The sequence below is a fragment of the Spirosoma sp. KUDC1026 genome, assembly GCF_013375035.1.
GTDB lineage: Bacteria > Bacteroidota > Bacteroidia > Cytophagales > Spirosomataceae > Spirosoma.
This window is the reverse complement of the sequence record NZ_CP056032.1, coordinates 1,009,297-1,026,230: the sequence shown is the minus strand read 5'-3', so window position 1 is coordinate 1,026,230 and position 16,934 is coordinate 1,009,297. Positions and strand designations below refer to the sequence as shown.

The window sequence follows — 16,934 nt, the reverse complement described above, 5'->3', positions numbered from 1 at the left end:
CTATTTTTTCCCGGTTAACGCTTTTATTTTATTGATCTCGTCCTGACTGAAAGGCGTTTTGTCCCGCCGGTAAATGTCGTGAAACCACAATTCGGGCTCCTTGCCATCCGGCATGGGCATATTCCAGGCAAAAATGGTGTTGGTTTTTCCCGACACAAATCCCCAGTTGATGGCACCAACGTTTTCCTGTTTCAGCATGGGCACAATCGTCTGAAACAGGCTTCCGTTCCGGCGGGCCATATATTCCGTACAGATCAGTGGCCGCTTGTAAGCCCGGAGCTCGTCAATTCGTTTTTTGTGCTGATCGATGTATAAGTAGTGATGATACGTCACAACGTCCGAGTTTTCGAGTTGGAATTTGTTCAGGTCGTCGAAACCGGCATCCCAGTTCCAGACCCCCGCGCTAACGGGTTGGGAGGGATTAACCTGCCGCGCCCAGCCGAATACGGCTTTCAGCAAGGGCAGACTTTTATTCAGATATCCACTGTTGCCGGGTTCGTTGTACAGATCCCAGAGCAGAATGCGGTCGTCGTTTTTAAACGTCGTCATGACGTCTTTCACGTACTTTTCCAGCACGGGCAGACTATCCGGGTGGTTCAGCAGCATAGAGCCCGGATCACGGACCCAGCCGCTGTTGTGCACGCCCGGCTTCGGTTCGGGTTGTTTACCGGGATGGTATTCGTCATTCCAGCAGTCGTCGAAAAAGACCAGGATCGTCTTGATTCCGTGCTTATTGGCAATCTGGAGATATTGGTCGAGCCGTTTTTTGAAACCTGCCTGATCGCTCGTCCAGGCAACATGGTGCAAGTACACCCGCATGGCGTTCAGGCCCAATTCCTCGGCCCAGCCGAGTTCTTTATCAATCGTTTGCGGATCGAACGTAGCAGCCTGGAACATTTCGAGCTGGTTGATGGCCGTACTGGGCTGGAAGTTACAGCCCCGCACCCAGCCCTGCTTTTTATACCAGTCGTTGGCTTTTTGGGTAGTCCATTGATTTTGCGCGAACAGTTCGGTACTCAGCAGTACCAGGGATATCCAGAAAATGTACTTCATACGTAGCAGGTAATCAGTTCTTGACTACTAGTTAGGGTAAAATTCGGCTTGGTTTAACTCTCTTCTGTGTCAGTATCTATTCCGAAAACAGCGGTCATACGTTCTACAAAGACTTTATGCTACGAAAAGTTACTTTACCTTTTCTTGTTCTTGGTCTCGCCCTAACCTCGATGGGGCAGGTCAAAACGGCGAATTCCTCCCCTGCTGCTTACCTCAATAACCGGTCCCCGCTACGGCCTAATCCCTACATCGAGCTGCCACTGGGCGCTATTAAACCGCAGGGCTGGCTGCACGACATGCTGGTTCGGCAGAAGGACGGCGCGACGGGAAAGCTGGATGAGCTTTACCCACTGGTGATGGGGCAGCGTAACGGATGGCTGGGTGGCGATGGGGATCAGTGGGAGCGCGGCCCCTACTGGATCGACGGACTTCTCCCACTGGCTTACATCCTGAACGACCCAGCACTGATTGCCAAAACCAAGCCCTGGGTTGAGTGGGCGCTGAACAGCCAGCAGCCCGACGGCTATTTTGGTCCCGAGAAAGATTATGGCCCCGAGCCCGGTATTCAACGCGACAATAGCCGCGACTGGTGGCCCAAGATGGTCATGCTCAAAATTCTGAAACAATACTATTCAGCTACGGGCGACCAACGGGTTGTTAAACTAATGACGAACTACTTCCGGTATCAACTGAACGAGTTACCGAAGAAACCGCTCGACCATTGGACATACTGGGCCCGCTACCGGGGTGGCGACAACCTCATGGTCGTATACTGGCTATACAACATTACCGGCGACAAATTCCTGCTGGACCTGGGCGATCTGATTCACAAACAGACGTTCGACTATACCGACGCCTTCCTGAATACCGATCTGCTATCCCGCAAAGGCAGCATTCACTGTGTCAACCTGGCGCAGGGCATCAAGGAGCCCCTTATTTATTACCAGCATCACCCGGAAGAGAAATACGTAACAGCAACCCGGAAAGGCTTTGCCGACCTCCGCAAATTCAACGGTATGGCGCACGGGCTGTACGGTGGGGATGAAGCGCTGCACGGTAACGACCCAACCCAGGGATCGGAGTTGTGCTCTGCCGTAGAAATGATGTTTTCGCTGGAAAGTACGCTTGCCATTACGGGCGACGTTGCCTACGCCGACCAGTTGGAGAAGGTTGCCTTCAACGCGCTGCCCACGCAGGTGTCGGATGATTTCATGCGTCGTCAGTACTTCCAGCAGGCGAATCAGGTTATGTCTACCCGGCATCCGCGCAACTTCGGCGATAATCACGGTGGTACGGATGTCTGCTTTGGCTTGTTAACGGGTTACCCTTGCTGCACCTCCAACATGCATCAGGGCTGGCCGAAGCTCGTTCAGAACTTATGGTACGCCACGGCCGATAAGGGGCTTGCCGCGCTGGTGTACTCATCCAGTGAGGTAACCGCCCGCGTGGCAAACGGAATACCCGTTACATTCCGGGAAGAAACCAATTACCCGTTCGACGAAATGATTCGGTTCACCCTATCGCTCGATAAGAAGGCTAAAGCGGCTACGTTTCCGTTCCACCTCCGCATTCCCACCTGGTGCAAAAAAGGAACGATCAAAATAAACGGTACCGTCTGGAAAGAAAGCGAAGGCAATCAGATCGTCGCGATCAACCGCACCTGGAAATCGGGCGATGTAGTCGAGCTGACTCTACCGATGCACATTTTCACCAACACCTGGTTCGAGAATTCGAAGTCGGTTGAGCGCGGTCCTCTTACCTACGCCCTGAAGATTGGCGAAAAAGTTGAGGCTGTGAAGAATGATAAAGACCCTGTTGCGTACGGCGCTTCGTACGATGAAATTCGCCCGACAACACCCTGGAACTACGGCCTGATTGAGACAAAGGACGATCAACTGCAAGCGCAGTACGTAGTGGAGAAAAAAGGGGCTATTAGTTCGTTCCCCTGGAATCCGGAGGGTGCTCCCCTACAGATACGTACCAAAGGCCGCCGGATTCCCTCCTGGCAGTTATACAACGACATGACTGGTACGGTCCCTTACAGTTTCATTTACGGATTGGAAACAGCGAAAGAGGACGAAGAACTCATTCTGATACCCTATGGCTGTACCAATCTGCGTATTTCCCAATTCCCGCAGGTGCGGAAGTAAAAGCAAAAAGCCTGTCAGCGGTTGCTGACAGGCTTTTCTTTGTGCCGAAGGCGTATAGTGTACCCCATTCTCTGTACCACCATTTGGCTAAACGAAATGATTAGTTGAGAGATATATGTTGTTTCTCCTTCCCCTCCATCAATACCGCTGCCGGTGTCCGATAGCCTAATGACTGGTGAGGTCGTTGGTGATTGTAATAGCGAAAGTACTTGGTTAAACCCGCTCGAAGTTCACTGCCAGTTTGGTAGTTGCGCAAATAAACATCTTCGTATTTTAGCGTTCGCCAGAAGCGTTCCACGTAGATATTATCCAAAGCTCGCCCTTTGCCATCCCAACTGATGGCGATCTCATGCCCTACTAATACAGCAATAAAGTCATCACTGGTAAACTGACTCCCCTGATCCGTATTGAAGATCTGTGGTTTGCCCCATTGTCGTAGACTCTGTCGCAAGGTATCGATGCACCAGCCTGCTTCCAGCGTATTGCTCAACTGCCAATGCAAGACATAGCGACTGTGTAAATCCAAGATGGCCATCACATAAAAAAAGCCTTTGGGCATAGGAATGTATGTAATATCCGTTGCCCACACTTGGTGAATGCGATCAATGACCAAACCACGTAGTAGATAGAAAAAGCGTTGTCGAGGCACACCCGGTTTGGATAGATTAGGTTTAGGGAACTGTGTTTCCAGACCCATTAAGGCCCGTAGACGACGCACGCGCTTAATATTTACCACCCAGCCCTCCTGATTCAAAAGAACCACCAGCCGACGATGGCCTAGATCAGGATGTTCGACATACCATTTGTAGTGCTCCCCTAAACTTGGACAGTAGTGATAAGTGTAAAACCAATAACTTAGACCTACAAAATGTCCAACCATGGCCAAAACAACTCGGCGTGTTCACGACGCCCAATTCAAGACCAAAGTGGTCTTGGAAACATTAAAGGGGCACAGAACACTGGCTCAACTCAGCAGCGAATTTGGCATTCATCCCACCCAAATTACCCAGTGGAAACAACAAGCCTTAGAGGGATTACCCACTCTGTTCAATGGGCCGGCAAATCCGTCAATTCCCGACCACGAACGGGAGCAGATCGAAGCCCCTTTGTTTCAACAAATCGGGCAACTCAAAGTCGAGAACGATTACCTCAAAAAAAAATTACGAACCAGTTAGTCGGTGATCGAAGACAATTGATCGATCCTACTCATGATCGGTTAAGTATTAGCCAACAGTGTGATTTACTGGACATCGCTCGCGCCAGCTACTACTATCAGCCCTTGGGTGAGTCAATAGCGAACCTGGCGTTAATGGCACGGATCGACAAACTCTTCACTGACCGGCCAGAGCTGGGCGTTCGCCGAATGCAGCAAGAACTAACCACAGCAGAATTTCCCGTAAACCTAAAACGTGTACGGCGGTTGATGCGGCTTATGAGCCTGGAAGCGATCTATCCTAAACCAAATTTATCAAAGCCTGCTGAAGGGCATCAAATTTACCCTTATCTATTAAAGGATGTGGCTATTGAAGGGGCTAACCATGTTTGGTCAACGGATATAACATACATTCCCATGGCCAACGGCTTCTTGTATTTATGTGCAGTCATCGACTGGTATACCCGATTTGTGCTGAGTTGGCGTTTATCGAATACTTTATTAGTTGATTTTTGCCTTGATGCTTTACAGGACGCGCTGAAGCAATGGGGTAAGCCTCAGATTTTTAATACTGATCAAGGTAGCCAATTTACCAGTCCACGTTTTTTAGCCCCCTTGCAAGCGGCTGGAATACAAATCAGTATGGATGGCAAAGGACGAGCTATCGACAATATTTTTATCGAGCGACTGTGGCGAACAGTCAAATACGAACATATCTATTTACATGCTTACCCGGACGGTTTAGCTTTGGAACGCGGTTTAGCGAAGTACTTCCATTTTTACAATTATGGTCGTAAACACCAGTCTCTGGATTACCAAACCCCAGCCCAATGGTATATTGAGGGTGGAAAGGGGAAGAAAAATACAATTTCTCAGACGGCTGGTATCATCTTAAATTGACCCGCTAACTGTCCAACAGTTGGGGAGCACCATCATTCGTCTAATCGGCGCATGATCTGTAAAGTTTGATCATCAACGGGAGTAGGTTGATAGGACAGACCGGCCCGACTGACACTTAACAGCCAGCACTGTCGGCGGAGACTCAATTCGGTATTGGAGCGCTCAATCATGGCTCTTCGCTGGCTTAGGGGTTGGTCGCTAATTTTTTTTTGAGCCAGGTTAGCTCCATCTGGAGCCGTCCAATCTGTTCGTATAAAGGCCCTGTTTCATCGACAACGGGCTTTTCAGCCCTCTTCTGTTGGTCGAATAGTTGTGGGACAGCGGCCATAAATGCCTGTTTCCAAGTCTGCACTAACTGTGGATGCAACTCGTGTTCGCTAGCGATCTGATTGAGCGTCTTGTCCTGACGGAGTACTTCTAAGACGACCTTCACCTTGAACTCGGAGGTGAACTGACGACGACTTTTTGCTTTCATGGTTGACTAAGTTAGCAACCATTCCGACAAGCTTAAGGAGTGGTACAAAAAAGCGGGATCACTATAGGCGAGACTCAAACTCGCATGTCACGCAGTCAAAAAATGACCACAAAGAATTCATGAGTGCATTTTTGGCTACTATTCTCTTACCATCTGGGAATTCACTGTTAACATCTTCTTACCATCTTAATATTATAATTCGTTTTGTACCTTAACCCCGGAATACGTATATATTCATGGGAGTTATAAGTTCTAGGCATTGATCTTAAAATAGATGCATTCTTGTAAATATAGCAGCTAGTTCTAAATCATCATTGCAACAAATACAGTCTAATCGTCGTCTAAAGCTACCAAACAAATATAAAGCTAGACGGCTCACTATCAATATCTTACAAAAAAAATGACATTTGAACTCGTCTAAACTCGTCTAAACTCGTCTAAACTCGTCTAACACCTCTTCCATAACGTCCAAAAACGATCAAAACCATATAGGCTAATTACTCAATCTACGTCTCTCAAGACGCCATTCTCTATTATCATCCACATAGATTAAGCCATCCAAACGTAGCGATTGTAGTAAATTTTTCACTTTATGTTGTTTCTGATCCTGATTAAGTGATTCTGGTAGCTTTTGTAAAACCATTCGTTCTATGTCATTGCGATTAGACTTACCAAATTGTTCTAAATGCTGCAGAATCATCGTTTTATAATACTCATCATCCATTCCTCTAGCTAACGAGTATTCTACTTCTTGGCCCGTTGTTTGAGCTACTCGCTTAGAAATGTGTAAGTTGTTTCTCCGACCTTCGACTAATCCTTGCTTCTTTAATATTCGTACCTCATTGTCATTTAGAGGTTTGTGCTTTTGTAGCTTATCTAGCATAATTATCTCCAATAAGCCAAGATTTGGATTACGTGCCAAAACTTGCGCATAGTCCATGTCCAGTACTCTACCTGTTAGCGTAACTTTCACTCTACCATCGGTAAGATCATAATCCGGCATTGGAAAGAACTTTTTCTTCTGATTAATAAATATTCGACGAATACCGCTCCCAATCGTATCTATCATTTTTAGGTTCACCATAGCTTGAGCTAAAAAGGGATTGCGGTAATTTTCGGGTGGTGAGTCGTCTAATAGTACTTTTTCTACAGACCCAGGAATGAATTGGCCTAGATTACTAAAGATCAAATAACCATCTTCTCTTTCAACTATATTTATCTTACCCCCTCTAGTGTAATCCTGATGAGCAATACAATTATTTAGAGCTTCTCGAATATTGAAGGAATCATACTGATCAACTATATCAGGAAGTAGTCTAGTCTCATCAGCGTTATACATGTACCGTAAGTGATGGTGCTCCCCAACTGTTGGACAGTTAGCGGGTCAATTTAAGATGATACCAGCCGTCTGAGAAATTGTATTTTTCTTCCCCTTTCCACCCTCAATATACCATTGGGCTGGGGTTTGGTAATCCAGAGACTGGTGTTTACGACCATAATTGTAAAAATGGAAGTACTTCGCTAAACCGCGTTCCAAAGCTAAACCGTCCGGGTAAGCATGTAAATAGATATGTTCGTATTTGACTGTTCGCCACAGTCGCTCGATAAAAATATTGTCGATAGCTCGTCCTTTGCCATCCATACTGATTTGTATTCCAGCCGCTTGCAAGGGGGCTAAAAAACGTGGACTGGTAAATTGGCTACCTTGATCAGTATTAAAAATCTGAGGCTTACCCCATTGCTTCAGCGCGTCCTGTAAAGCATCAAGGCAAAAATCAACTAATAAAGTATTCGATAAACGCCAACTCAGCACAAATCGGGTATACCAGTCGATGACTGCACATAAATACAAGAAGCCGTTGGCCATGGGAATGTATGTTATATCCGTTGACCAAACATGGTTAGCCCCTTCAATAGCCACATCCTTTAATAGATAAGGGTAAATTTGATGCCCTTCAGCAGGCTTTGATAAATTTGGTTTAGGATAGATCGCTTCCAGGCTCATAAGCCGCATCAACCGCCGTACACGTTTTAGGTTTACGGGAAATTCTGCTGTGGTTAGTTCTTGCTGCATTCGGCGAACGCCCAGCTCTGGCCGGTCAGTGAAGAGTTTGTCGATCCGTGCCATTAACGCCAGGTTCGCTATTGACTCACCCAAGGGCTGATAGTAGTAGCTGGCGCGAGCGATGTCCAGTAAATCACACTGTTGGCTAATACTTAACCGATCATGAGTAGGATCGATCAATTGTCTTCGATCACCGACTAACTGGTTCGTAATTTTTTTTTGAGGTAATCGTTCTCGACTTTGAGTTGCCCGATTTGTTGAAACAAAGGGGCTTCGATCTGCTCCCGTTCGTGGTCGGGAATTGACGGATTTGCCGGCCCATTGAACAGAGTGGGTAATCCCTCTAAGGCTTGTTGTTTCCACTGGGTAATTTGGGTGGGATGAATGCCAAATTCGCTGCTGAGTTGAGCCAGTGTTCTGTGCCCCTTTAATGTTTCCAAGACCACTTTGGTCTTGAATTGGGCGTCGTGAACACGCCGAGTTGTTTTGGCCATGGTTGGACATTTTGTAGGTCTAAGTTATTGGTTTTACACTTATCACTACTGTCCAAGTTTAGGGGAGCACTACAGACCAAACATGGTTAGCCCCTTCAATAGCCACATCCTTTAATAGATAAGGGTAAATTTGATGCCCTTCAGCAGGCTTTGATAAATTTGGTTTAGGATAGATCGCTTCCAGGCTCATAAGCCGCATCAACCGCCGTACACGTTTTAGGTTTACGGGAAATTCTGCTGTGGTTAGTTCTTGCTGCATTCGGCGAACGCCCAGCTCTGGCCGGTCAGTGAAGAGTTTGTCGATCCGTGCCATTAACGCCAGGTTCGCTATTGACTCACCCAAGGGCTGATAGTAGTAGCTGGCGCGAGCGATGTCCAGTAAATCACACTGTTGGCTAATACTTAACCGATCATGAGTAGGATCGATCAATTGTCTTCGATCACCGACTAACTGGTTCGTAATTTTTTTTTGAGGTAATCGTTCTCGACTTTGAGTTGCCCGATTTGTTGAAACAAAGGGGCTTCGATCTGCTCCCGTTCGTGGTCGGGAATTGACGGATTTGCCGGCCCATTGAACAGAGTGGGTAATCCCTCTAAGGCTTGTTGTTTCCACTGGGTAATTTGGGTGGGATGAATGCCAAATTCGCTGCTGAGTTGAGCCAGTGTTCTGTGCCCCTTTAATGTTTCCAAGACCACTTTGGTCTTGAATTGGGCGTCGTGAACACGCCGAGTTGTTTTGGCCATGGTTGGACATTTTGTAGGTCTAAGTTATTGGTTTTACACTTATCACTACTGTCCAAGTTTAGGGGAGCACTACAAATTTCGAATATTTTGATACACCTCCTGTACTGACAAAAGATATGGACAACTAAAATGTTGATAGCTTTGCTCTATACCGTCACGATCCTTTAGCACCCAAGTAATTTGAGCCACTGCTGGACTTAAAAAATGGCTTGCTTCTGTCCTGCCTAGAAGTAATATTGTTGTGCGAGTAATCTGCCCTTGAATAGTCAGTTTCGCTTTATTCAAAAAAGTTTGAGCATCCCAACTATCAACTTCATCAGATAAATGGGGATTTTTATTCTTATAATTTTCTCTCGCTTGGTTAATAGCTTCAGGATCTAAATCAGACAAAGTAGCTCCATTGCATACAGCTGCACTCCAGTCTAAATCAGCCGCTTGCTTTCTAATACGTTCAATTTTTTCGAGATTTAAGGGGCACTGTTCTTCACCATCTCTTCCCAAGCTACTGGTAAACCACGAGGTGCTGCAGGTATTTGGAACATGACTACCCTACCCCCTGGCATTGTAACTTCGTATATTTCGATAAAAGTTATACCATTCGTTGTCTTTTGAGCTATTTCTCCCTTCAAATGGTCTAAGTCGGGTCTATTCGAGCGGTATAAAGACCCAACAACGGTTCTATTCTTATTCTCAACACCAAATACCAGCCATCCTTCTCGAACATCCTTCAAATTCGCTTCATTACTGATAGCTGAAAAATATTTACCTATCTTACTGAAGTCAAAATTATTCTGGGCAGCTTTGAATTCGACAATCTCAGTTTCTGCAGGTAAATTAAGAAGCTCGTTAAGCTTGTCAACTATCTCAGACTGATTCATTACTTGTGAAATATTAGGTTCTTTTAAAATTAATTGGGATAGCGAAAAACATAAGCACGAACTACTTATTATGTTCGTGTCTTATTCTTAAATTTAGAAATAACTTATTGAACTACAGTACTATTATGATTATCATTGCTGAATCATCAATACTAATCATAACATTAATAAATAGCAAAAGCCTGCAAATCAACGATTTACAGGCTTTTCTTTGTGCCGAAGGCGAGACTCGAACTCGCATGTCCGTAAAGACACACGCCCCTGAAACGTGCGTGTCTACCAATTTCACCACTTCGGCAGCTCGTTTCCCTTACTCTTGGGACTGCAAAGGTAATATATGAAACTACCTTTGCGCAAGTCTTTGGTGAAAAAATTTTCGCTACCGGGAAAACGCCAACCGCTCTCCCGCCCGATCGGCCAAGAAACGGCCCTCCTGATAGACTAGTTCACCAGACACCAGCGTGTGCGTTACGGTCGAGCCGAAGGTATGGCCCAGCAGGGGCGACCAGCCACACTGATACAGGATATTCTCCTTTTTTACGGTTGTTGGCTGCTGCGTGTCCACCAGGACTAGGTCGGCCCAATAGCCTTCGCGTACGTAGCCTCGCCGGTCGATCTGGAAACAGTCGGCGGGTGCGTGGCTCATTTTCCGGACAACGGTCTCGATCGGCAGTTTTCCCTGCGCTACAAAATCCAGCATCAGCAGCAACGGGTGCTGCACCAGCGGCAGACCAGACGGAGCCTGCCAATAAGATTGCTGTTTCTCGGACCAGGTATGGGGTGCGTGATCGGTAGCGATAATGTCCAGCCGGTCGTCGAGCAGCGCGGTCAGTAAAGCCTCCTTATGGTGGGCAGCCTTGATCGCCGGATTGCACTTGATCTGATTACCTAACGTAAGGTAGTCCCGGCTGTCGAACCACAGGTGGTGGACGCATACCTCGGATGTGATCCGTTTTTCCGACAGCGGAATGTCATTCCGGAACAACGACAGTTCGTCGGCGGTGGTAATGTGCAGAATGTGCAGCCGGGCGTTGTGCCGCTTGGCCAGATTGACCGCCAGTGACGACGACAGCAGACAGGCCTCCTCCGATCGAATCAGGGGATGAATGGCTGCGGGTGCCGAATCACCGTATAAATTCCGGTAGCGTTCCGTATTGGCGCGAATCGTTGCTTCGTCTTCGCAGTGGGTCGCAACAAGCATCGGACTTTGTCGGAACAGGTCTTCCAGCACCTGCTCTTTATCGACCAGCATGTTGCCCGTCGATGAGCCCATAAAGACTTTGATGCCACAGACAGATTTCGGATCCGTGCGTAGCACCTCATCGAGGTTATCGTTCGACGCCCCCATAAAGAAGGAGTAGTTCGCCATCGATGTCCGAGCCGCAATCTCGTACTTATCGGCCAGCAATTCCTGTGTCAGCGCGTTGGGTACGGTATTGGGCATTTCCATAAATGTGGTAACCCCACCCGCCACAGCTGCCCGCGACTCTGATTGAATGGTAGCTTTATGGGTCAGACCCGGCTCCCGGAAATGGACCTGATCATCGATAACACCGGGTAACAGGTATTGTCCTCTGGCGTCGATTACCTGTGAAATACCTTCGTCCGATAATCCAGCCTGAATACGGGCAATAAGTCCGTTTTCGATCAGAACGTCGGTTTCGGTAATCTGATTCTCGTTAACTAAGCGGGCGTTGCGAATTAAAATTTTGCTCATAAAAGGCGGGCGGCTTCCTTCGCAAAGTACGTTAGAATTGACGTAGCACCGGCCCGTTTAATGGATAGTAACGTTTCCATCATGGCGCGGTCGCCATCAAGCCAGCCCCGTTGAGCGGCCGCTTTGATCATGGCATACTCGCCACTCACGTTATAGGCTGTGATGGGCAGGTGGAAATTATCGTTCAGTAATTTGATGATATCCAGGTACGCTAATGCAGGCTTTACCATCAGAAAATCGGCACCTTCGGCGAAATCGAGCTGAGCTTCGATCATGGCTTCGCGGCTGTTGGCCGGGTTCATCTGGTACGTTTTCTTATCGCCAAACTTGGGTGCCGAATCCAGCGCGTCGCGGAATGGACCGTAGAACGCACTAGCGTATTTAGCGGTGTAGGCCATGATTGCTACGTCGTGGAAATTTCCCTCATCCAGTACCTGCCGGATATAGCCCACGCGGCCGTCCATCATGTCGGACGGACCAACGATATCGGCTCCGGCCTGTGCCTGCGCCAGTGCCATCTTGCCCAACACCTCCAGCGTCGGGTCATTCAGAATTTTGCCATTCTCGACAATACCATCGTGCCCGTCGGAGCTATAGGGATCCATCGCTACGTCGGTCATAACTAACGCGTCCGGAAAACGATCTTTGATGACGCGGATGGCGTTCAGGTACAGCCCATCGGGATTGTAGCTCTCGGTCGCGTATTTGTCTTTTTTCGATTCGGTAATGTTAGGAAACAGGTCGAACGACTTCACGCCCAGATCCATACATTCCTGAATTTCCTCCAGCAGTAAATCCAGCGACCAGCGGTGAATACCGGGCATAGAGGCAACTTCAGTACGTACGTTCTGCCCATCGATGATGAACACAGGCAGGATAAAATCAGTAACCGACAGGCGCGTTTCCTGCACCATGTCGCGAATGGCGGCCGACTGACGATTCCGGCGCGGACGACGAATAATATTCATAAGTGATCGGGCGGCAGACAAAACGTTACGTGTCTGCTGCCACAAAACTAACGCCCGACAACGGATGTCTGTTCCTTAACTAATCAGTTTAAACCCTTCACCGTGCACATTTACGAGTTGAACGGCGGTGTCGTTCTTCAGGTATTTCCGAAGTTTCGTGATGTAAACATCCATACTACGGGCGTTGAAATACGAATCATCGCCCCAGACCATCTTGAGCGCAAAGCTCCGGCTGACGGGCTGGTTCAGGTTCTGGGCCAGCAGTTTCAAAAGTTCAGACTCCTTGCTGGTCAGCTTCTGCGTCTGCGGATCTTCGCCCGTAACCGTCTGCGTAAGTAACTGATGCGGGTAATCGAACGAGAATGTTCCAATCTGATACGTAGTGGGCTCCACCACGCCGTCAGCAGAGGTTCGCTGATACCGACGCAGGATGGCCTGAATCCGCAGCAGCAGTTCTTCCATGCTGAATGGTTTCGTTACGTAATCATCGCCCCCCACCTTGAAGCCCTGAATAGTATCTTCCTGCATCGACTTGGCCGTCAGGAAAATGATGGGCACATCCCGGTTCGACATGCGCACCTCCTTCGCCAGCGTAAAGCCGTCTTTCTTAGGCATCATAACGTCGAAGATGCAGAGGTCATACGGCTTCGCCATAAACTGCTGCAGCCCCTGGTTCCCATCCGTCACGCGGTCGGTCTGGTAGCCTTTCATTTCCAGATATTCCTCAACTAATTGCCCCAGGTTGGGGTCGTCCTCGACGAGTAGAATGGTTGGCATAAGTCAATGAGTGATTGAAAGAATGAGTGAATGAGTGAATAAATCTTTCCGAATGGTATTCGCTCAATCACTCATTCACGCATTCACAATTTTATATGGTAAGATTACTTCGAATGAGCTTCCTTTTCCGGGCTGGCTTTCTACCCGAATCTGGCCATTGTGTTCTTCGACCATTTTCCGGACGTAGCTCAACCCGAGTCCAAAGCCTTTTACGTCGTGGCGGTTACCGGTTGGCACCCGATAGAATTTCTCAAAGATCCGGTTCGTTTGCTCCTTGGTCATGCCCAGTCCCTCGTCAGTCACGGTAATACTAATGCCGTCGGGCAGGTTCCGGGTCTGCAACGTAATGTGTAGTCGGTCCGGCGAATATTTGATAGCGTTATCCAGCAGGTTGTACACGATGTTGGTCAGGTGAACATCGTCGGCTTCAATGATTTCGTTCTCGGCCTCAAAGTCCAGATCCACTTCGCCCTGCCGCTGTTCAATCTGCAGGCCAATGGTGTTGAGCGCCCGTTCGATAACATCGTGAATGTTGACCTGCGACAATTTCAGGCGAATTTCGCCCCGATCCAATAGGGCCATTTGCAGGACTTTTTCGACGTGCGACCCCAGTCGCCGGGTTTCGTCGCGGATAATCCCCATGTAGCGCGTTAATCGATCCGGTTCCGGAACGGACTCCCGGCTCGTATTACCGTATTGCTCCTGCACCATTTCCACGGCCAGCGAGATTGTTGAAATCGGCGTTTTGAACTCGTGGGTCATATTGTTGATGAAGTCATTCTTGATATCGGCCAGCTTTTTCTGCTGCACGATCGTACTGATCGCGATGTAAAAACAGGCCAGAATAACCAGAATAAGCACCACCGACGCCCCGAATGTAAAACCGAGCCGATCCAGAATAAACGCCTTCTGGTTCGGGAAATACACGTACAGGTAGTTACCCGTATCAACCAGATTGTTTGGGAACAGGGCCGCCTTGTAGCCGTTGGTATTTAGTTGTTCCGGTTCCGCCGATAGCGACGTAAACAGAAAACTAGGCTGTTGCCGCGTCCGCACACCGTACGAGAACGGAATTGTAATACCCCGCTCAATCAACGTCTGCCGGAGTAACGTATCGAGGGCCAGTCGATTGACCCGGTCTGCAACGGGCCGATCGGACATGAGCAGCCCTTTCAACATACCCTTGATCATATCCGTCTGTGCTTCGGCCTTGGCCTGGCTCATGTTAGCGGGTCTATTTACGCCCGCCATCTCTGCTGATACCTTCTCGATCGAATCTTTCCGCCGGGCTTTATTGGCCTGGGCGATACGTCGAAGTCGTTCTTTAGTTGCCAGCGCATCGGCTTTCTGTTTGGCCGATTTGGCCGCCACCTGCTCGTTGATCCGGTGGAGTTCATCGTTCATGATGTACTCCAGCCACCGGTCAAACTGCTGCTGCTGGGCCAAACGGGTCTGCCAGTCGCCTAACGCCATTAGCTCATCCTGCTGCCGGAAAAACTCCTCAACAATCATCATCTGCTCGGTCGTCAGGGGCCGAACGGTTGGATGCAGTACGTCCGACTGTACTACCATAGCTCCGGCAGGTGCTATGCCTGTAGCGGGCTGACTGACCTGCCGCTCCGGCTGCGAACTGGTATAGCTGGAGCGCGACGAGCTGGCAATCTGTTTTTCCCGTTGGGATGGCAGGGCTGACTCAACTGCTTTGGCAGGCGTCTTTTTCTCGTCTTTTTTGGCAATAGCCATCAGGCGCTCCTGCTGCTCCTGGCTATGAATCTGTTGTTTTGTCTGGTACAGAATTTCCTGACGTTCCAGCGTACGTACAACTTCCTGGAGCGCATCGGTTACTTTATACGCAAACTGTTCCTGCTGGAGTCGTAACGCACTAGCAATCCAGTAGAGTTGCAGCCCAACCAGGCCCAGCAACCCTACCGTCATTAGCGCGACAATCCATCGTATCCGTTGTTTTGACATTTTTTCTTCTACGCATGCAACCTTCCTTTCGTTTTCCCATCTATGGAGAAAGCGGCTGGAACGGTCAGTAAAAATACAAACGCTCAGACGAATCAACCGGGCGTTAACAAACTTTAACAGGCTGATCAGTACGTTCCTTACCGCCCGTTTATTTCTTTGCTTATTCCATTTCTTACCATGAAAAAAACAGCTTTTATCTGGACTCGGTTCGTTCCGGCCCTCCTGCTCGCCGGTAGTATTAGTGGATTGGCCACAGCGCAGAAAGCCAAATCAACCACGCCAAAGTCTGCAGAAAACGAAATGAACGTTCGGGTCATTGAACGCAACGGGAACGAGGTTCGTGAGATTGAACGTACATATCGCATCGACGGTTTGTCTGACCCTGAACGAGACAAATTGGTAATGAAACTGGTAGACTCGCTGAAAGCAGCGCACAAAGGTGACGGCCGCCGGCAGATGACAATCATTGTCGATGACAATAACGGCGATCGAATTGTAACTCGGGAACGTAATGGTCGGGTCCCCGGCGACGCGCTGGCCCGGCGCAACTGGCAGCCCAAAACCAACACTGGTCCGTTTGGCGACAACCGCACCTGGCGCTACGAGCTTCGGCGGGGAGCGGATTCACTTGCGCTCAATCTGGATCGGCTACAATTTCAATTCAAGGATCTGGATCGGCAATTCGTTCGCCCGTTTGAAGACTGGAATCGAAACATGAATAGCAAGCCGTCGACCATTCGTGGTTTAGACGCGTATCCCAACAATCCGGATCATAATCAACTTAATCTTCGTTTTACGGCTCCCGCTAAAGGCGATGTAAATATCATTGTTACGAATACGAAGGGCAAAGAGGTAGCCCGTCGGGAACTCAAGGATTTTTCGGGTGAGTTTATTGGCCAGATTGACCTCGGTAAAAATTCGCAAGGAACCTACTTCGTCACTGTTACTCAAAACGAAGACGGAGCCGTCAAACGCATAGTCGTTGACTAAAACCGTTTTTTAGGGAGGGTACTTGGTATCCTCCCTAAAATTTGAGAAAAAAAATATAGTACTATGTATTGCAAGATACCAAACAAAGCCTATATCTTTGTGTTATCAAATTAACAGGCCAGAGAAGAGATATGAAAAAGTTGCTCATCATCGGAACAGTACTGATTGGGATCAGCGGGGAAGCTCTCAGCATGGGGCACCCTCATAATCTCTTTGCCGCCCGCAAGGCTATGCGGGTAAAGTCTTCGGCTGTGTTTCGTAAAAAATCTGACCTGTTGGAAACTTGTAGCTGGCAGCCTACTATTTGCATCGATAAAGCGACATTCAGCAAACGGCTACTAGCTGCGCTGGCGGAGTTGAGTCCAATCAACTCCTGATCCCTTTCTACATTAGCTTCTCGAACACAGGCAGTTATTCACATAGCCTACTTGTTCAACTCCTCTCAGGCACCTCAGCCATTTTTTTTCGCGCGGTCCGACCTCACTCCGGATTTATTCCCGAAAAATAGAATAATTACCTCTCCAACCTCCTTTTATTGTTAAAAAGGGACATTCAAATTGAACTATTTACAGTAAAAATTCTATATTTTAGATAGAATC

General features: G+C 48.2%; 17 protein-coding genes and 1 tRNA gene. 4 read left to right on the top strand and 14 right to left on the bottom strand.

Annotated features, from left to right (window positions below):
• On the bottom strand, positions 1–1,053 hold the full coding sequence (locus tag HU175_RS04395) for a cellulase family glycosylhydrolase (protein ID WP_176565430.1): 1,053 nt from the start codon (positions 1,051–1,053) through the stop codon (positions 1–3).
• Between the two features lie 116 nt (positions 1,054–1,169).
• Here HU175_RS04395 and HU175_RS04390 point away from each other — a divergent pair, with 116 nt between their 5' ends.
• Positions 1,170–3,203: a beta-L-arabinofuranosidase domain-containing protein gene (locus tag HU175_RS04390; RefSeq protein ID WP_176565429.1), complete on the top strand. Its 2,034-nt coding sequence runs from the start codon at positions 1,170–1,172 to the stop codon at positions 3,201–3,203.
• A gap of 100 nt (positions 3,204–3,303) precedes the next feature.
• Here the strand turns inward: HU175_RS04390 and HU175_RS04385 are convergent, their stop codons facing one another.
• A complete protein-coding gene (locus HU175_RS04385; RefSeq protein ID WP_176565428.1) occupies positions 3,304–4,083 on the bottom strand; it encodes an IS3 family transposase in 780 nt (259 codons plus the stop codon).
• Between HU175_RS04385 and HU175_RS04380 the strand changes: the two genes are divergently transcribed.
• Positions 4,082–5,256 (top strand): IS3 family transposase gene (locus HU175_RS04380; RefSeq protein WP_410528578.1). Its coding sequence is split into 2 segments (ribosomal slippage): positions 4,082–4,376 and positions 4,376–5,256, totalling 1,176 coding nucleotides; the frame shifts between segments, so codons are not numbered across the junction. The genes HU175_RS04385 and HU175_RS04380 overlap by 2 nt on opposite strands.
• A gap of 184 nt (positions 5,257–5,440) precedes the next feature.
• Here the strand turns inward: HU175_RS04380 and HU175_RS04375 are convergent.
• The 12 genes from HU175_RS04375 to HU175_RS04320 all read right to left on the bottom strand — a co-directional run bounded on the left by HU175_RS04375 (position 5,441) and on the right by HU175_RS04320 (position 15,345).
• Entirely contained in the window at positions 5,441–5,731 is a 291-nt protein-coding gene (locus HU175_RS04375; RefSeq protein WP_176564783.1) for a transposase, read from the bottom strand.
• Positions 5,732–6,224: 493 nt separating this feature from the next.
• Positions 6,225–7,070, bottom strand: coding sequence for an ATP-binding protein (locus tag HU175_RS04370; RefSeq protein WP_176565427.1), 846 nt, complete (start codon positions 7,068–7,070; stop codon positions 6,225–6,227).
• A 45-nt stretch (positions 7,071–7,115) separates the two neighbouring features.
• Positions 7,116–8,290, bottom strand: a protein-coding gene (locus HU175_RS04365; RefSeq protein WP_410528578.1) for an IS3 family transposase whose coding sequence is annotated in 2 segments (ribosomal slippage) — positions 7,116–7,996 and positions 7,996–8,290 — 1,176 coding nt in all. Because the reading frame shifts where the segments join, the coding sequence is not laid out codon by codon here.
• A 58-nt stretch (positions 8,291–8,348) separates the two neighbouring features.
• Positions 8,349–8,720, bottom strand: a complete 372-nt coding sequence (locus HU175_RS04360) for an IS3 family transposase (protein ID WP_176565425.1) — start codon at positions 8,718–8,720, stop codon at positions 8,349–8,351.
• Positions 8,721–8,737: 17 nt separating this feature from the next.
• Positions 8,738–9,034 (bottom strand): helix-turn-helix domain-containing protein, encoded by a 297-nt coding sequence (locus tag HU175_RS04355; RefSeq protein WP_176565424.1) that lies wholly within the window; start codon positions 9,032–9,034, stop codon positions 8,738–8,740.
• Between the two features lie 69 nt (positions 9,035–9,103).
• The gene (locus HU175_RS04350) at positions 9,104–9,535 is read right to left on the bottom strand and encodes a hypothetical protein (RefSeq protein ID WP_176565423.1); all 432 of its coding nucleotides are present in this window, start codon (positions 9,533–9,535) and stop codon (positions 9,104–9,106) included.
• The gene (locus tag HU175_RS04345) at positions 9,502–9,912 is read right to left on the bottom strand and encodes a helix-turn-helix domain-containing protein (protein ID WP_176565422.1); all 411 of its coding nucleotides are present in this window, start codon (positions 9,910–9,912) and stop codon (positions 9,502–9,504) included. Before HU175_RS04345 ends, HU175_RS04350 begins: the two co-directional genes overlap by 34 nt.
• A gap of 214 nt (positions 9,913–10,126) precedes the next feature.
• Positions 10,127–10,210: transfer RNA gene (locus HU175_RS04340), tRNA-Leu, on the bottom strand.
• An 81-nt stretch (positions 10,211–10,291) separates the two neighbouring features.
• Positions 10,292–11,629 carry a dihydroorotase gene (locus tag HU175_RS04335; RefSeq protein ID WP_176565421.1) on the bottom strand — a complete coding sequence of 446 codons (1,338 nt, stop codon included), beginning with the start codon at positions 11,627–11,629 and terminating at the stop codon, positions 10,292–10,294.
• Entirely contained in the window at positions 11,626–12,597 is a 972-nt protein-coding gene (hemB, locus tag HU175_RS04330; protein ID WP_176565420.1) for a porphobilinogen synthase, read from the bottom strand. The genes HU175_RS04335 and hemB overlap by 4 nt, the downstream gene beginning before the upstream one ends.
• Positions 12,598–12,672: 75 nt before the next feature.
• Positions 12,673–13,374 (bottom strand): response regulator transcription factor, encoded by a 702-nt coding sequence (locus HU175_RS04325; protein ID WP_176565419.1) that lies wholly within the window; start codon positions 13,372–13,374, stop codon positions 12,673–12,675.
• A gap of 75 nt (positions 13,375–13,449) precedes the next feature.
• Positions 13,450–15,345 carry a sensor histidine kinase gene (locus tag HU175_RS04320; RefSeq protein WP_176565418.1) on the bottom strand — a complete coding sequence of 632 codons (1,896 nt, stop codon included), beginning with the start codon at positions 15,343–15,345 and terminating at the stop codon, positions 13,450–13,452.
• A 177-nt stretch (positions 15,346–15,522) separates the two neighbouring features.
• Here HU175_RS04320 and HU175_RS04315 point away from each other — a divergent pair, with 177 nt between their 5' ends.
• Both HU175_RS04315 and HU175_RS04310 read left to right on the top strand, forming a co-directional pair.
• Positions 15,523–16,335 (top strand): T9SS type A sorting domain-containing protein, encoded by an 813-nt coding sequence (locus HU175_RS04315; protein WP_176565417.1) that lies wholly within the window; start codon positions 15,523–15,525, stop codon positions 16,333–16,335.
• A gap of 131 nt (positions 16,336–16,466) precedes the next feature.
• Complete coding sequence (locus tag HU175_RS04310; protein ID WP_176565416.1) at positions 16,467–16,712, top strand: hypothetical protein; 246 nt, start codon at positions 16,467–16,469, stop codon at positions 16,710–16,712.
• Positions 16,713–16,934: the final 222 nt, after the last annotated feature.

Coding starts and splice junctions, on each gene's coding strand:
- HU175_RS04395 (WP_176565430.1), bottom strand. CDS start 1,053: ATGAAGTACATTTTCTGGATATCCCTGGTACTGCTGAGTACCGAACTG.
- HU175_RS04390 (WP_176565429.1), top strand. CDS start 1,170: ATGCTACGAAAAGTTACTTTACCTTTTCTTGTTCTTGGTCTCGCCCTA.
- HU175_RS04385 (WP_176565428.1), bottom strand. CDS start 4,083: ATGGTTGGACATTTTGTAGGTCTAAGTTATTGGTTTTACACTTATCAC.
- HU175_RS04375 (WP_176564783.1), bottom strand. CDS start 5,731: ATGAAAGCAAAAAGTCGTCGTCAGTTCACCTCCGAGTTCAAGGTGAAG.
- HU175_RS04370 (WP_176565427.1), bottom strand. CDS start 7,070: ATGTATAACGCTGATGAGACTAGACTACTTCCTGATATAGTTGATCAG.
- HU175_RS04355 (WP_176565424.1), bottom strand. CDS start 9,034: ATGGCCAAAACAACTCGGCGTGTTCACGACGCCCAATTCAAGACCAAA.
- HU175_RS04345 (WP_176565422.1), bottom strand. CDS start 9,912: ATGAATCAGTCTGAGATAGTTGACAAGCTTAACGAGCTTCTTAATTTA.
- HU175_RS04335 (WP_176565421.1), bottom strand. CDS start 11,629: ATGAGCAAAATTTTAATTCGCAACGCCCGCTTAGTTAACGAGAATCAG.
- hemB (WP_176565420.1), bottom strand. CDS start 12,597: ATGAATATTATTCGTCGTCCGCGCCGGAATCGTCAGTCGGCCGCCATT.
- HU175_RS04325 (WP_176565419.1), bottom strand. CDS start 13,374: ATGCCAACCATTCTACTCGTCGAGGACGACCCCAACCTGGGGCAATTA.
- HU175_RS04320 (WP_176565418.1), bottom strand. CDS start 15,345: ATGTCAAAACAACGGATACGATGGATTGTCGCGCTAATGACGGTAGGG.
- HU175_RS04315 (WP_176565417.1), top strand. CDS start 15,523: ATGAAAAAAACAGCTTTTATCTGGACTCGGTTCGTTCCGGCCCTCCTG.
- HU175_RS04310 (WP_176565416.1), top strand. CDS start 16,467: ATGAAAAAGTTGCTCATCATCGGAACAGTACTGATTGGGATCAGCGGG.